The following is a 15229-nucleotide window of genomic DNA, read 5'->3' on the forward strand; positions in this document are numbered from 1 at the left end:
GCCTGCGCAGGTCTTTCGCCGCTCCAAGCTCCCACCTTCGCGTGAGCACGAAGCTCGGAAAATTTAGAAGGTCACGCCCCGGGAGCGTGGCGCGAGGCCGATCGGCGAGGCGCGGAAATCAGACCGACGCGCTCAGCCCGCCGGTGTCGCGATCACGCCGCAGGCGACGCGCCCGCCGCTGTTGCCCGCCGGGTCGGTCCGCATGTCGTCAGGGCCGGCGTGGATGACGAACGCCGCGCCATCGGCGTCGAGCAGCCCGCCCTCGCCGGTCAGCCGCGATCCGACCATGTGCAGCGTCGCGCGGCCGATCATGCCCGATTCGACGACCAGATTGGGCAGGTCGCCATGGTGGGCACCCATCGGATTGTCGCGGCCGTGCTGCGCGCCGGTCGGGTTCCAGTGCGGTCCGGCGCTGCTGAAATCGGGCGCCGCGCACTGTCCGACCGCATGGACATGCATGCCATAGGTGCCGGGTCCGAAGCCGCGTGCCACGACCTCCAGCCGTAGACCGGACGAATCGCGGAAGATGTCGACGCGCCCGCGGTCCGCGCCGCGCGCGTCGCGCAGTTCGGCATAGGCATCGGGCGTCGGGAGGTTGCTCGACCCGCCTTTGTCCGTCGTGGCGCACCCCGTCAGCGCCAGCGCGCCGAGCGCGACCGTGCTCCAGACCAGACTATGCGCGATCCGCCGATGCTCGATCATTCCGATGCTCCCTTGCTGCCACGGTGCCGCCGGCGTGGACGGACGGCTTCGGTCCGCGATCATGCCCTCATTCGGCGCTGCTTCCAATAGCGATATGGCGGAAACCGTGCCGCAGCACCTCGTCGCGACGATAGATATTGCGCAGGTCGACGAGCAGGCGATCGGCCATGACCCCGCCGAGCCGGCCGAAATCGAGCGCGCGGAACGCATCCCATTCGGTGACGATCGCGACCGCATGCGCGCCGTCGGCCGCGGCATAGGCGCTCTGCTGCATCTCGACCTCGGGCATCATCGGCGCCGCGATGGCCATGCCTTCGGGATCGTAGGCCGTCACCCGCGCGCCCGCGTCGAGTAGCGTCTGGACGATCGCGAGGCTGGGCGAATCGCGCATGTCGTCGGTGTTCGGCTTGAAGGTCAGGCCGAGGAGCGCGACGGTCTTGCCGCGCGCGCTGCCGCCCATCGCCTGGACGATCTTGCGACCCATCGCGCGCTTGCGAAGATCGTTCGCCTGCACCGTCGCCTCGACAAGGCGCAGCGGCACGTCGTGGTCCTGCGCGGTCTTGAGCAGCGCAAGCGTATCCTTGGGGAAGCAGCTTCCGCCATAGCCGGGTCCGGCGTGGAGGAATTTCGCGCCGATGCGGTTGTCGAGCCCGATGCCGCGCGCGACGTCCTGCACCTCGGCGCCGACCGCCTCGCACAGATCGGCGATCTCGTTGATGAAGGTGATCTTGGTCGCGAGGAAGGCATTGGCGGCATATTTGATCAATTCCGCGGTGCGGCGGCGCGTGACGAGAATCGGCGCCTCGTTGAGGAACAGCGGGCGATAGACTTCGCGCAGCACCGCCTCACCGCGCGCATCCTCGGTACCGATCACGATGCGGTCGGGGCGCTTGAAGTCGCCGATCGCCGCGCCTTCGCGCAGGAATTCGGGGTTGGAAGCGACGCTGTGCGCACGCGCCGGCGCGCCCTCGCGCAGGATGCGCTCGACTTCATCACCGGTGCCGACGGGAACGGTCGACTTGGTGACGATCACGCAGTCATGGTCAAGTGTTGCGGCCAGTTCCTCGGCGGCGCCGAAGACATAGGACAGGTCGGCGTGGCCGTCGCCGCGCCGCGACGGCGTGCCGACCGCGATGAACACCGCGTCGGCACCGGCGACGGCCGTCGCCAGATCGGTGGTGAAGGATAGGTGCCCCGCCGCGACATTGGCGGCGACGAGCGCGTCGAGACCAGGCTCGTAGATCGGCATACGGGCCGCGTGCAGCGCATCGATCTTGCTTTCGTCCTTGTCGACGCAGACGACGTCGTGCCCGAAATCGGAGAAACAGGCCCCGGAAACCAGACCGACATAGCCGGTTCCGATCATGGCGATCTTCATGGGCGCTTACCTCTTGTCCTAACTGCCGTGGGATGCCCCGCACCGGTGCGGGCGGATGGCGCGTCCTTAAGGCGAAAAGACGCAAAGAAAAAGGGCCGCGAATGACTTCGCGGCCCCGTTCTCTTTGCGGCTCGCGCCGATCAGCGATCAGAAGGCGCGGGCATATTGCTCGTTGCCGACGAAGCCGAGCTTGCCGACGCCGCTGCGCTTGATGACAGCCATCACGCGATCGACGACGATATAGCGAGCATAGGGGTCGGGCTGCACCTGCAACTCGGGCTCGACCGGCAACGTCTTGGTCTGCTCGAGATACTGGGTGAGTTGCGCCAGATCGACCGGCGTCCCGTTCCAGGTGATCGTCCCGGCCGGGTCGATCATGATCTTGTTCTTTTCCGGATCAACATTGGTCGGCGCGTCGTTGGGCACCGGCAGATCGATCTTTACCGCGTGGGTCTGGACCGGGATGGTGATGATGAACATGATGAGGAGCACGAGCATGACGTCGATCAGCGGCGTCATGTTCACTTCCATCATCGGTTCGTCATTGCCGTCTTCCCTCACAGCTGCGGACATGGCGTTATTCCTTCAAACTAGGGGGGATCGCGCCTTTAGAGGCGGCCCAGCGTGGCCGAACCAGGCGCAGGCTCGGAAATGAACCCGATCTTCTGGAAACCGGCATATTGCATCGTGTAGATCACCCCGCCGATGCACTGGTACGGCGTGTTGACGTCGCCGCGGATATGCACTTCGGGGAAATTCTCTTCGGTAATGTTCTGCACGCCGCCGATCTTCTCGATCAGATCCTCGAGCTTCTTCTGCCCGCGTTCGAGCAGCTGCCGCGAATCGACCGGGGTCCGGCCCCAATAGACTTCGCACGACGCGCTGTCGGCGTTGGGCTGGCCATCGCCGTCGGTGTCCGCCGAGCGGACCGAGATATTGACGTTCTCGGGCTTGGTCGTCGTGGGTTCGAAAGGCACGTCGGGCAGTTTGAGGTTCACCGTCTCCAACACCACGGGAACCGTGATGAGGAAGATGATGAGCAGCACCAGCATGATGTCCACGAGCGGAATCACGTTGATTTCCGACATCGGGGCCTCATCGCTAATTTCACCTACACTCATCGCCATAGGATCAGCATCCTGTCACAAATTGATTTCGTGGGACGACCCGGCGCCCGCCGACCTGCCCTGACGGCAGGAGCGCCGGACGTCGGTTCGCCGAATCCTCAGGCCTTCTTCGGCGCCGCAGCCGGAGCAGCCGGCTTGCCGGCCGGGGCGGGCGCGACGGGGCGCACCTGGCCGCCCGACATGATCGAGCCGAGAACGTCGTTCGAGAAGGTCGACAGGCTGCGCGAGATCGCCTTGTTGCGGCTCTGCAGCCAGTTGAACGCGAGCACCGCGGGAACCGCCACGATCAGACCGATCGCGGTCATGATCAGCGCTTCGCCGACCGGGCCGGCGACGGTGTCGATCGAGGCCTGGCCCGACGCACCGATCTTCACCAGCGCGCGGAGAATACCGATAACCGTACCGAACAGGCCGACGAACGGCGCGGTCGAACCCACGGTGGCGAGGAAGGACAGGCCGCCGTTGAGCTTCGAGTTGATGTGGCCCTGCGACCGCTCGAGCGTGCCGTGCATCCAGTCGTGCGCCTCGATCGGGTTGGTCAGCTTGCCATGCTCTTCATGCGCACGCAGGCCGTCCTCGACCACCTGGCGGTAGGCACTGTTCTTCTCGAGCTTCGCGGCGCCCTCGGCGAGCGTCGGGGCGCGCCAGAAATTGGCGGTGACCGTCTTGCCCTGGCTCATCACCTTGTTCTGCTCGAACAGCTTGGTGAACAGGATGTAGAGCGATCCGACGAACATGATCAGCAGCACGAGGAAGGTGAGCTGCGACACGATGCCGCCTTCGCACAGCGCCGGGATGAGGCCGTAGGGGCTCTCGCCCTCGCCGACGGTGCACATCGATGCCGGCATCAGGGTCATCCCCGTCGGGGCATGGCCACCCGCCGCAGCGGCATTTGCGATCAGATTAAGCATTGGTTATTCCCTCTCAAAAATCGTGATATTCATGAAAGCTGATGTTGCCTGTGGCCGACACGCGCAGGATTACTGCGGAATCTGCCACCGGATACGGTTGCTGTAGGAGCCGCCCTTCGGATTGCCCTCGCGGTCCTTGCCCGGGTTGAAGCGGGCGCGGCGCGTGATGAGCTTGCAGGTCTCGGCATCGAGGTCGGAATGGCCGCTCGACGAGGTCACGTCGCACGAGGTCACGCGACCATCGGCACCGTAACTGACGCGGAAACCCGTGGTGCCTTCGCGGCCTTCACGCATTGCGCGCGCCGGATAGTCGTCGTTGGTCGCCCAACGCCCGGGGTTGCCCTTCGGCGTCCCTTCCTGACTGAGATCGGGGGCCGGCGGAGCCGGCGGAGCCGCAGGCGGAACATAGATCGGCGGCGGCGGAGCCGGCGGAGCCTTCGGCACCGACTGGATCACGTTCGACGTCACCGGCGGCGGAATCGGCGACGGAGGCGTCACCACCGGCGGCGGCGGCGGAAGCTTGTTGTCCGGCGGCGGCGGCGGCGGCGGTTCTTCCGGCGGCGGCGGTTCGTTGACGTCCACGACGTCCAGTTTCTCGGCGAGTTTCTTGACGATGCTGATATTCAGGCCGTTGACCAGGCCATAACCCAGAACTGCCGTAAACAGACCAACCAAGACAATCGCCACTACCCTGTTTTTAGGGTCGACATTATCACCATAAGCCATTCAGGGACGACGCTCCTTGCTAGATCATCCTGACACCAAAAATCCTTCCCGACGGGTTGGGTTGCCAACATGCCCGGATAATTTCCGATCCATTCCGCGAGACCCGACGGTTAGCAGCCGGCATGTTCTGTTCTTGCCGGACGCTTCGTCGCCCGTCCTATCGTGGTGGCGGCAAGTTCGCAAACCCTTTATCAGCGGTTAATGTGCCATAGCCCAATGCAGGGTTTCCGCGCGCCTTTCGAGCGCCCCGACAAACAGAAACGGATCGATCCATGCGCATGACTCCGCCCGCCATCGCCGCTCTCCTCGCTTTGATAAGCTCCGGAATCCCTAGCGTTTTTGCCATGGAGCAACCGGCACCCGCGGTCGCCGCCGCCGCCAGTCCCTACAGCTATGCGGACCTCGCCGACCTTGCCGTCGCGGCGCCGATGGCGATCCACGCGCGCATCCGGAAGGCCGCGGCGCTGAAGCCCGAACAGGCCCCGGGGCTCGCCGCGGGCCATGTGCGATTCTTCATCGAAGCCGATGTGGTCAGCCTGATTCGCGGCTCCGGACCGCTCGCCGCGCGCATCTCCTACCTCGTCGACCTGCCGCTCGCGGCAAACGGCAAGGCGCCGAAGCTGAAGAGCAAGCAGCCCGTCCTGATCTTCGCGCGCCCGGTCGCAAGCGGCACGACGACCGACACCGGCAGCGTCCGCCTCGTCGCGCCCGACGCGCAGCTCGCGTGGGACCCCGCGACCGAGGCGCGGCTGCGCGCGATCCTGACCGAGCTCGTCAAACCCGGCGCCCCGCCCGCGATCACCGGCATCGCCAACGGCTTCCACGTCCCCGGCACGCTACCTGGCGAGGGCGAGACGCAATTGTTCCTCAACACCGCGACGGGCGATCCGGTTTCGCTGACCGTCATCACCGCCGCCGATGGATCGCGCCGCTGGGCGGCCGCCTTCGGGGAGATCGTCGACGGGTCGGCGGCGGTGCCGCGCCGCGACACGCTCGCCTGGTACCGCCTCGCCTGCGGCCTGCCCAAGGCGCTGCCGCTCGACAAGCTGGCGGGCACCGCGCCCGAGGACCGCAAGAAGGCCGCCGCCGACTATGCGATGATCCTCGGCGCGCTCGGCGAATGCACGCGGACCCGCGCACCCGTCGGCGGCTGACGCCCCGTAGCCGCCGCGACGGCGCGAACAGAAATTCTATCGCGCTTGTTCCCTTGTTTCCGCCGGAAAAGCCGATAGGGGGCGCTGGCAACGGCGGGCGATGGCCCGCGCCATCGACGGAGTAGCCGCATGTCCCCCCTTCCCTCTCCCACCGCGTCCCGCCCCCCGCTGCGCGTGGCGCTGGCGGGCATCGGCGTGGTCGGCTGCGGCGTCGTCCGGCTGCTCGAGGCAAACCGCGAGCTGATCGCGCGCCGCGCCGGGCGGGCGATCGAGATCGTCGCGCTGTCGGCGCGCGACCGCCACAAGGACCGCGGCGTCGACCTGTCGGCCTATCGCTGGGAAGACGACATGGGCGCGCTGGTCACTGCCGACGATGTCGATGTCGTCGTCGAGATGGTCGGCGGCGCCGACGGCCCGGCGCTGACCCTCGCGCGCGCCGCGCTCGGCGCGGGCAAGGCGCTCGTCACCGCGAACAAGGCGATGATCGCGCATCACGGGCTGGATCTCGCGCGGCTGGCCGAGGCGCGCGACACGCCGCTCAAATATGAAGCCGCGGTCGCGGGCGGCATCCCGGTGATCAAGGCGCTGCGCGAAGGCGCGTCGGCGAACCAGATCGCGCGCGTCTACGGCATCCTCAACGGCACCTGCAATTATATCCTGACGCTGATGGAGCGCGAGCGCGCGAGCTTCGCCGACGCGCTCGCCGCCGCGCAGGCCGAAGGCTATGCCGAGGCCGACCCGACCTTCGACGTCGACGGCATCGACGCCGCGCACAAGCTGTCGATCCTCGCCGCGCTCTGCTTCGGGACGAAGCTCGATATCGGCGCGGTCACCGCGACCGGCATCCGCGGCCTGATCGCCGCCGATATCCGCGAGGCCGAAGCGCTCGGCCATCGCGTGCGGCTGATCGGCATGGCCGAGCGCGACGAGACCGGCCTCTATCAGCATGTCCAGCCGTGCCTCGTGCCCGCCGACCACCCGCTCGCCTATGTCCCCGGCGCGCTCAACGCCGTGGTCGCGGAGGGCAATTTCGTCGGGCGGCTGTTCTTCGAGGGCGCGGGCGCGGGCGCGGGGCCGACGGCATCGGCGATCGTCGCCGATATCATCGACATCGCGCGCGACGAATATGGGCCGGCTTTCGCGATGCCGGTCGACGCGCTCGATCGGGCCGCCACCGCCGACGCGGGCGCGCGCGTCGGCAAGCATTATGTCCGCCTGGTCGTCGAGGACCGCATCGGCGTCCTCGCCGAGATCGCGACGGCGATGCGCGACGCGGGTGTGTCGATCGAAAGCTTCATCCAGCGCGGCGACGACGCGGACGGCGGCGTCGTGATCGCGCTCGTCACCCACGCCGGCCCGGCCAGCGCGATCCACGCGGCGCTGGCGACGCTGTCGGCGTCGGACCACGTCGTCGGGACGCCGATGCACATGCCGATCCTGGCGCTCTGACACGCCGGAGGCGTGCAGGAAAATCTCACGCGAAGGCGCGAAGAAGTCGCTCTTGCCGCGAAGCGGCTTTTTGTCCAGCCATGCGGCAAGACGCGCCGCTGAAAGAAAAGGGGGCCTTACGGCCCAACTCTTCTCCTTCGCGTCTTCGCGTGAAACCCATATGGCGCGGTGCCGACCACATGCGCCGGCACCGGAAGGCCCATCACCCAGCTGGCAGGGAAAGCCGTCAAGGCGGCTTCGAATCGGGCGAAGCCTTCTCGACAAGCGGCGCGGGCGACCATATGGCGCGCAGCAGGCCCGCGCGGCGCGACACGGATACAGACGGAGAGTCAGGACAATGACGAACAGCAGCAGCAACCTCGACCGGGTGCTCGTGCTCGAAATGGTGCGCGTCACCGAAGCCGCGGCGATCGCTGCCGCGAAGCTGATCGGGCGCGGCGACGAAAAGGCCGCCGACGCCGCCGCGGTCGAGGCGATGCGCGCGGCCTTCAACACGCTCTATATGGACGGCACCGTCGTCATCGGCGAGGGCGAGCGCGACGAGGCGCCGATGCTCTATATCGGCGAGAAGGTCGGCGCCGCCCCCGGCAAGGGGCCGAAGATCGACATCGCGCTCGACCCGCTCGAAGGCACGACGATCACGGCAAAGGCCGGGCCGAACGCGCTCGCGGTGCTCGCGATCGCCGAGGAAGGCTGCCTGCTCAACGCGCCCGACGTCTATATGGACAAGCTGGCGGTCGGCCCCGGCTATTCGCCCGACATCGTCAACTTCGACAACAGCGTGCGCGAGAATGTCGAGGCGATCGCGCGCGAAAAGGGCGTGGCGCCCGCCGACATCATCGTTTGCGTGCTCGACCGGCCGCGCCACGAGGCGCTGATCGCCGAGCTGCGCGCGATCGGCTGCGGCGTCGCGCTGATCCCCGACGGCGACGTCGCCGGCGTGATCGCGACGACCAACCCCGAAACCAACATCGACATCTACATGGGGTCGGGCGGCGCGCCCGAGGGCGTGCTGGCGGCCGCGGCGCTGCGCTGCGTCGGCGGCCAGTTCAAGGGCCGGCTGCTGTTCCGCAACGACGACGAGCGGCAGCGCGCGCGCAAATGGGGGATCGAGAATCTCGACCGCGTCTACGACCTTCAGGATCTGGCGAAGGGCGACGTGATCTTCGCCGCGACCGGCGTCACCGACGGATCGCTGCTGCGCGGCGTCAAGCATCGCCGCGGCGGCATCCTGACCACCGAAAGCATCGTGATGCGCGCCTCGTCGGGCACCGTGCGCTGGGTCAAGGGCGAACACCGCGAGGGGTGAGCGACTCATTCTCCCCTCCCGCTTGCGGGAAGGGAGCGTTGCTTTTTCAGAAAATCCCCGCCGCCAGCCCCTCGGCCAGTGCGGCGCCCAGATCGCGCGCTTCGGCCAGCCGGTCTTCGGGGATCGTCTTGGGCGCGAGGATCGCCTCGGGCGTCTGGGCGTCGGTGTTCACGATCAGCGGATCGGCGACGCGCCGCAGCCGCCAGCCGGTGGCGATGCGGTCGAGCTGGCGCTGCGCATTCTCGCCGTCCGATCCGGCGCAGATGATCGTCGCATAGGGCCGCCCCTCCAGCCGGCCGAGGCACGGGTAATAGCAGCGGTCGAACATCTCCTTCATCGTCCCCGACAGCGCCGCGAGATTTTCGGGGCCGACGAACAGATAGCCCTGCGCCGCCAGCAGGTCGGCCGGCGCCGCCCGCCCGGCGGGGACCAGCCGCGCCGCCGCGCCGCCGCCTTCTGCCGCCGCTTCGGCCAGCGCGCGGCTGCCGCCGGTACGGCTGTGCCAAATGACAAGAAGTTTGCATTTCGACATCGGCGAATCCTCTACGCGGGGTGCGGCGTGCGGGGGCATCGGCTTGCCAATTCCCCGGGCGAGGCGCAAGCTGGACGAAAAGCGAGGGGGGATGCGATGAAGCGTGCGATCGGCCTGATACCAATGCTGCTGTGGGCGAGCGGTGCGGTGGCGCAGGACGCGGCGAGCGAGGCGACCCGCGCGGCGCAGGCCGAACTCGCCGCGCGCCTGCCGCTGGACGATCCCGCCGACATGGCGAACGCGACCCGCGGCAAGATCGCCGAGATCGCGGACGGCGTGATCCTCGGCAAGGACGGCCGGATCGTCTGGGACCGCCGCCCCTACGCCTTCCTCGCCGCCGACCAGGCGCCCGATACGGTCAATCCCTCGCTGTGGCGGCAGGCGCGGCTCAACGCGGTGCACGGCCTGTTCGAGGTGGTGCCCGGCAAGATCTGGCAGGTGCGCGGCTACGATATCTCGGTGATGACAATCATCCGCGGCGAATCGGGCTGGATCGTCGTCGATCCGCTGCTGACCGAAGAGGCGGCGGCGGCGGGCTGGAAGCTGTTCGCCGACACCGTCGAGGCGAAGGCGGGCAAGCGGCCGATCCGTGCGGTCATCTTCACCCACAGCCACAGCGACCATTTCGGCGGCGTCGGCGGCGTCGTCACCCCCGAACAGGTGCGCCGGGAGAAGATCCGCATCATCGCCCCGCACGGCTTTTCGGAGGAAGCGACCGCGGAGAACGTCCTCGCTGGCAATGCGATGGGCCGCCGCGCGCTCTACATGTTCGGCGCGATCCTGCCGCCCGGCCCGACGGGACAGGTCGACACCGGGCTGGGGCCGAAGCTGTCGTCGGGCACCATCGGCTATATGGAGCCGACCGAGACGGTGCCCGCCGCGGGCGCGACGCTGACGATCGACGGGCTGGTATTCGATTTCCTCGACGCCGCCGGCACCGAGGCGCCCGCCGAATTCGTCTTCTACATCCCCGCCTACAAGGCACTGCACACGACCGAGGTCGTCACGCACAACCTCCACAATATCCTGACGCTGCGCGGCGCGCAGGTGCGCGACGCGCTGCACTGGTCGAAGGTGATCGACGCGATGCTGCTCAAATGGGGCGGCACGGCCGAGGTCGCGCTCGCCTCGCACCACTGGCCCACTTGGGGGCAGGGCGCGGTGGCGAAGTGGCTGGCCGACCAGCGCGACGCCTATCGCTATGTCCACGACCGCACGCTGTTCCTCGCCAACCGCGGCGCGACGCTCCACGAACTCGCCGACCAGACGGCCGAGGCGCCGGTGCAGGGCCGCGATTTCTCGACCCGCGATTATTACGGCACGCTCAACCATAATATGAAGGCGACCTATCAGCGCTATTTCGGCTGGTGGGACGGTAATCCGGCGCATTTCAACCCGCTGCCGCCGGAGCAATCGGCACCCAAATATGTCGCGCTCGCCGGCGGGCCCGACAAGCTGCTCGCCGCCGGGAAGGCGGCGATCGCGGCGGGCGACTATCGCTGGGCGGCCGAACTGCTCGACAAGCTCGTCTTCGCGCAGCCCGACAGCCAGGACGCGCGCGCGGCGCTGGCCTCGGCCTACGACCAGCTCGGCTATCAGGCCGAATCGGGGGCGTGGCGCAACTATTATCTCGCCGCCGCCGCGACGCTGCGTGGGACCGAGCTCGACACGCTCACCGGCAACGGCCAGAGCCGCAGCTTCGTCAGCGCGATTCCCACCGCGGTCTTCTTCGACGCGCTCGCGACGCGCTTTGACGCGGCAAAGGGCGCTGCGCTCGCCGGCACCTTCCAGTTCGTGCTGCCCGACAGCCGGGAAGCCGTCGCGGTGGTCGTCGGCGGCGGGGTCGAATTCCCGCGCCACGGCGTCACCGACCCCGCGCCGACCGCGACGATCACCATCGACCGCAAGACGCTCGACGACGTAATGCTGGGGCAGGCGCAATTCCCGGCGCTGCTCCAGTCGGGTGCGATCCGCATCGACGGCGACCGCGCCGCCTTCTTGTCGTGGTTCGCGCTGCATCCGCCCGCCGATCCGCGCTTCAATGTGGTTGTGCCTTAAGGGCGCATGCGCCTATCGAGGGGGATGAGCGACGCCGCCATCCCCCACCCCACCGACCCCTTCGCGCCCGAGGCGATCAACGCCGTCGACGGGCTGACGCCGGTCGATCCCGCCTTTCGCCACGTGCTGCGCATCGCGACGCTGCTCAACGCGCTGCCGCTGGCGATCGCCGCGATGCTGGCCGACATCTTCCTCGTCCGCGCGATCGACGGGCCCTATGGCCTGCTGACCGTGCTCGGCTGGCTGCTCGGCGCGCTGGCGGTCGCCATCCTGCCGTCGCGGCGCGCGCAGCGCTGGGGCTACCGCGTCGGCGAGGGGCAGCTTCGCGTCGCGCACGGCTGGCTGTTCCGCACCGACACGATCGTCCCCTTCGTCCGCGTCCAGCATATCGACGTCGGGCAGGGCCCGGTCGAGCGCTGGTTCGGCCTCGCGCATCTGGTCGTCCACACGTCAGGCACCCACAACAGCACGGTGACGCTGCCCGGCCTGCCCGCCGACCTTGCCGCCGCGATGCGCGAGACGATCCGCCGCCATATCCACACCGATTTCGCATGACCGACGCCGCCGCCCCGCCCGCCGCGGAAGCCGAGCCGCACTGGCTGCGCCTCCACCCCGCGACGCTCGCGCTGTCGATCGCGAAGCTCGGGCCGCGCTCGCTCAATTTCCTGCCCGCGATCGCGGCGCTGGGGGTCACCGGCAACTGGGCCTATATCGTGCCGGCCTTCCTGCTCTTCCTGCTTTTCTCGCTACTCGCGGCCTGGCTTCACTGGCTGCGCTTCCGCTTCGCGGTGGGGGCGGACGAAGTCGTCATCGAAAGCGGCGTGCTGGCGCGCCAGCACCGCACCATCCCCTTCGATCGCATCCAGGACGTCAGCATCGAACAGGGATTGATCGCCCGCGCGCTCGGCATCGCGAAGGTCGAGTTCGAGACCGGAGCGGGCGGCGGAAAGGACCATGACGCAAGCCTCGACGCGGTCGGCCTCGACGCCGCGGAAGCGCTGCGCGGCGCGATCCGCGCGCACCGCAGCGAACGGGCTGCCGCGCTTGCCCCGGCCGATGCGCCGGGAGCGGAGGACCGGCTGCTCTTCGCGATGGGCGCGCGCCGGCTGCTGATCGCCGGGCTGTTCAACTTCTCGCTCGCGGCGCTCGCGGTCTTTGGCGCGGCCATGCAGTTCTTCGACAATCTGCTGCCCTTCGACTTCAACATCTTCAACCCGGTCGACTGGATCGATGTCGCCGAAGCCTACGGCCTCGACGCCTGGCTCGTCGCGCATCGCTGGGTCGCCGGGCTGGGCGCGGCGATCTCGCTGCTCTTCATCGGCTTTGCCGGCGGGGTCGCGACGATGTTTTTCACCAACTGGGGTTTCCGCCTGACGCGCGAAACACGCGCGTTGCGCCGCACCCGCGGGCTGACGACGCGCACCGACGTCGCGATGCCGGTGCGCCGCGTGCAGGCCGCGATCCTCGTCACCGGCTGGCTGCGCGAGCGGTTTGGCTGGCACGAGCTGCGGCTCCAGAGCCTGGCAAGCGACGGCGGGAAGGAGCGCGACCACCAGGTGGTGCCCTTCGGTACGCTGCGCGAGATCGATCCGGTGCTCGCGACCGTGGCGATTGATCGTCCGCCCGGGGAAACGCGCTGGGAACGCAGTCACCATATCGTTGCGCTCGGCGGGCTACTCGGCGCCGTGATAGCCGCGTTCGGCGGCGCGGTGGCGATCGCACTCGGCGAACCGCTCGGCAGCCTCACGATTGCGGCGGCCGTCCTTGTGGCGCTGGTCGCGCTGGTCGGCGCGCGCTTCCGCCTGTGGGCCGACCTCGGCGACCGGGTCGCGATCCGCCGCGGCTGGTGGAAACCGAAGCTGACCCTGCTGCCGCACGCCTCGGTGCAGAGCATCGACCTCAGGACCGACTTCGTCCTCCGCCCGCTCGGCCTCGCGACGCTGGTGTTCGGGGTGCCCGGCGGCAGCGCGCTCGGCAGCCATGCGATCCCCGCTATCCCAGCCGGCGTCGCGCAGGCGCTGCGCACGCGCATCCTCGCGGCGGGAGGCGCGGCATGACCGACACCGCGCTCGGCATCGCGCAGTCCATCCTCGGCCAGCCATGGCGCTGGCGGCGGACCAGCGCACAGATGGGCGGCGAAAGCCTCGCACCCGACGATCTCGTCACCCAGCTCCTGCTCGCGCGCGGGGTGCCGCGCGACGATATCGAGCGCCAGCGGGCGCCGACATTGCGCGCCTTCATGCCCGATCCGTCGTTGTTCCGCGACATGGACGCCGCCGCCGCGCGGCTCGCCGACGCGGTCGAGGCGCGCGAGGCGGTCACCGTCTTCGGCGACTATGATGTCGACGGCGCGACCTCGGCGGCGCTGCTCGTCCGCCTGCTGCGCGCGCTCGACGTCCCCGTCGGCGCCTATATCCCCGACCGGCTGATGGAAGGCTATGGCCCCTCGGGCGCCGCGCTGGTCCGGATCGGCGCGGCCGGATCGCGGCTCGTCGTCACCGTCGATTGCGGCGCGCAGGCCTTCGACGCGATTGCCGAGGCCAAGGCCGCAGGGGTCGAGGTGATAGTCGTCGACCATCACCAATGCGCGACGACGCTGCCGCAGGCCTTCGCCGTCGTGAACCCCAACCGGCTCGACGAGGCGCCCGACGCGGCACTCCACGGCAATCTCGCCGCGGTCGGGGTCGCCTTCCTGCTCGGCGCGGCGCTGCTCCGCACGCTTCGCGCGCGCGGCTTCTTCGGATCGCGGCCCGAACCCGCGCTGATCGACCTGCTCGATCTCGTCGCGCTCGGCACCGTCGCCGACGTCGCGCGGCTGACCGGCTTTAACCGCGCGCTGGTGACGCAGGGACTGAAGGTAATGGCACGGCGCGGCAACATCGGTCTCGCGGCGCTGATGGACGCGGCGCGGCTCACCAAACCCCCGACCGCGAGCGATATGGGCTTCGCGCTCGGCCCGCGCATCAACGCCGGCGGCCGCGTCGGCAAATCCGACCTCGGCGTGCGACTGCTCACCACCTCGGACCCGCAGGAAGCCGCCGATATCGCGCAGGAACTGAATCACCTGAACGACGAGCGCCGCGCGATCGAGGCGGCAGTGCTCGACCAGGCGATCGAGGCGAGCATCGCCTGTGCCAACGCCCCCGTCGCGCTCGTCGCCGCATCGGGCTGGCACCCCGGCGTGATCGGCATCGTCGCGGGGCGGCTCAAGGAACGGCTGCACCGCCCCGCGATCGTCGTCGCGCTGGGCGACGACGGCATCGGCAAGGGGTCGGGCCGCTCGATCGCTGGCGTCGACCTCGGCGCTGCGGTGCTCGCCGCGAAGGAGACGGGGCTGCTCGTCGCAGGGGGCGGTCACGCGATGGCGGCGGGACTGACCGTCGCCGCCGACCGCATCGACGCGCTCGGCGCCTTCCTAAGCGACCGGCTCGCCGCCGACGTCGAGCGGGCGAGCGGCGACAAGGCGCTGCTGATCGACGCCGTGCTCGCGCCGCGCGGCATCAGCCCGCTGTGGTGCGAAGCGATCGACAGCGCGGGGCCCTATGGCGCCGGCTGGCCCGCGCCGCGCGTCGCGACCGGCCCGGTGCGTATCGTCGAGGCGGGGATCGTCGGCACCGATCACCTGCGCCTGATCGTCGCGGGCGACGACGGTGCGCGTTTCAAGGCGATCGCCTTCCGCAGCGCCGAAGGCCTGCTCGGCCAGACGCTGCTCCACGCGCGCGGCGGCCGCAAGCTGTGGCTCGCAGGCCGCGCGAAACGCGACGACTGGGGCAGCCGCCCCGCCGCCGAACTGCACCTCGAGGATGCCGCCTGGGCCGACTGACCGGCGCCGGCAATATTTCTGCCCTGCCGGCCACCGGCGCGCTTGACCGTAGGAACACGC

The 15229-nt window shown here is 69.0% G+C and carries 14 protein-coding genes; 7 read left to right on the forward strand and 7 right to left on the reverse strand.

Annotation, left to right across the window (positions count from 1 at the left end; translation table 11 throughout):
* Positions 1-132: 132 nt before the first annotated feature.
* The 6 genes from C3E99_RS16375 to C3E99_RS16400 form a co-directional block, all read right to left on the reverse strand.
* Positions 133-702, reverse strand: coding sequence for a superoxide dismutase family protein (locus C3E99_RS16375; protein ID WP_076077326.1), 570 nt, complete (start codon positions 700-702; stop codon positions 133-135).
* 67 nt (positions 703-769) lie between these two features.
* Entirely contained in the window at positions 770-2080 is a 1311-nt protein-coding gene (locus C3E99_RS16380) for a UDP-glucose dehydrogenase family protein (RefSeq protein ID WP_076077328.1), read from the reverse strand.
* Between the two features lie 147 nt (positions 2081-2227).
* Entirely contained in the window at positions 2228-2653 is a 426-nt protein-coding gene (locus C3E99_RS16385) for an ExbD/TolR family protein (protein ID WP_067105956.1), read from the reverse strand.
* A gap of 35 nt (positions 2654-2688) precedes the next feature.
* A complete protein-coding gene (locus C3E99_RS16390) occupies positions 2689-3207 on the reverse strand; it encodes an ExbD/TolR family protein (protein WP_067105958.1) in 519 nt (172 codons plus the stop codon).
* Positions 3208-3305: 98 nt separating this feature from the next.
* On the reverse strand, positions 3306-4064 hold the full coding sequence (locus C3E99_RS16395; RefSeq protein ID WP_067106044.1) for a MotA/TolQ/ExbB proton channel family protein: 759 nt from the start codon (positions 4062-4064) through the stop codon (positions 3306-3308).
* 123 nt (positions 4065-4187) lie between these two features.
* On the reverse strand, positions 4188-4844 hold the full coding sequence (locus tag C3E99_RS16400) for an energy transducer TonB (protein ID WP_067105960.1): 657 nt from the start codon (positions 4842-4844) through the stop codon (positions 4188-4190).
* Positions 4845-5188: 344 nt separating this feature from the next.
* Here C3E99_RS16400 and C3E99_RS16405 point away from each other — a divergent pair, with 344 nt between their 5' ends.
* The 3 genes from C3E99_RS16405 to glpX all read left to right on the forward strand — a co-directional run bounded on the left by C3E99_RS16405 (position 5189) and on the right by glpX (position 8756).
* Positions 5189-5998 carry a hypothetical protein gene (locus tag C3E99_RS16405; RefSeq protein ID WP_067186398.1) on the forward strand — a complete coding sequence of 270 codons (810 nt, stop codon included), beginning with the start codon at positions 5189-5191 and terminating at the stop codon, positions 5996-5998.
* A 129-nt stretch (positions 5999-6127) separates the two neighbouring features.
* Entirely contained in the window at positions 6128-7447 is a 1320-nt protein-coding gene (locus tag C3E99_RS16410) for a homoserine dehydrogenase (protein WP_067186399.1), read from the forward strand.
* 337 nt (positions 7448-7784) lie between these two features.
* Positions 7785-8756 carry a class II fructose-bisphosphatase gene (gene glpX / locus C3E99_RS16415; RefSeq protein ID WP_067186401.1) on the forward strand — a complete coding sequence of 324 codons (972 nt, stop codon included), beginning with the start codon at positions 7785-7787 and terminating at the stop codon, positions 8754-8756.
* A 46-nt stretch (positions 8757-8802) separates the two neighbouring features.
* On the opposite strand, the gene C3E99_RS16420 is transcribed toward glpX, so the two are convergent.
* Entirely contained in the window at positions 8803-9288 is a 486-nt protein-coding gene (locus C3E99_RS16420) for a flavodoxin family protein (RefSeq protein WP_067186402.1), read from the reverse strand.
* A gap of 96 nt (positions 9289-9384) precedes the next feature.
* Here C3E99_RS16420 and C3E99_RS16425 point away from each other — a divergent pair, with 96 nt between their 5' ends.
* The 4 genes from C3E99_RS16425 to recJ are packed head-to-tail and all read left to right on the forward strand — an operon-like array spanning position 9385 to position 15169.
* Positions 9385-11346 (forward strand): alkyl/aryl-sulfatase, encoded by a 1962-nt coding sequence (locus C3E99_RS16425; protein ID WP_067186404.1) that lies wholly within the window; start codon positions 9385-9387, stop codon positions 11344-11346.
* A 24-nt stretch (positions 11347-11370) separates the two neighbouring features.
* The gene (locus tag C3E99_RS20005) at positions 11371-11901 is read left to right on the forward strand and encodes a PH domain-containing protein (RefSeq protein ID WP_067105972.1); all 531 of its coding nucleotides are present in this window, start codon (positions 11371-11373) and stop codon (positions 11899-11901) included.
* Positions 11898-13403, forward strand: coding sequence for a PH domain-containing protein (locus C3E99_RS16430; RefSeq protein WP_076077337.1), 1506 nt, complete (start codon positions 11898-11900; stop codon positions 13401-13403). Before C3E99_RS20005 ends, C3E99_RS16430 begins: the two co-directional genes overlap by 4 nt.
* Positions 13400-15169 (forward strand): single-stranded-DNA-specific exonuclease RecJ, encoded by a 1770-nt coding sequence (recJ, locus tag C3E99_RS16435; protein WP_067186406.1) that lies wholly within the window; start codon positions 13400-13402, stop codon positions 15167-15169. Before C3E99_RS16430 ends, recJ begins: the two co-directional genes overlap by 4 nt.
* Positions 15170-15229 lie beyond the last annotated feature (60 nt).

Source organism: Sphingopyxis sp. MG, from assembly GCF_002953155.1.
Lineage (GTDB): Bacteria > Pseudomonadota > Alphaproteobacteria > Sphingomonadales > Sphingomonadaceae > Sphingopyxis > Sphingopyxis granuli.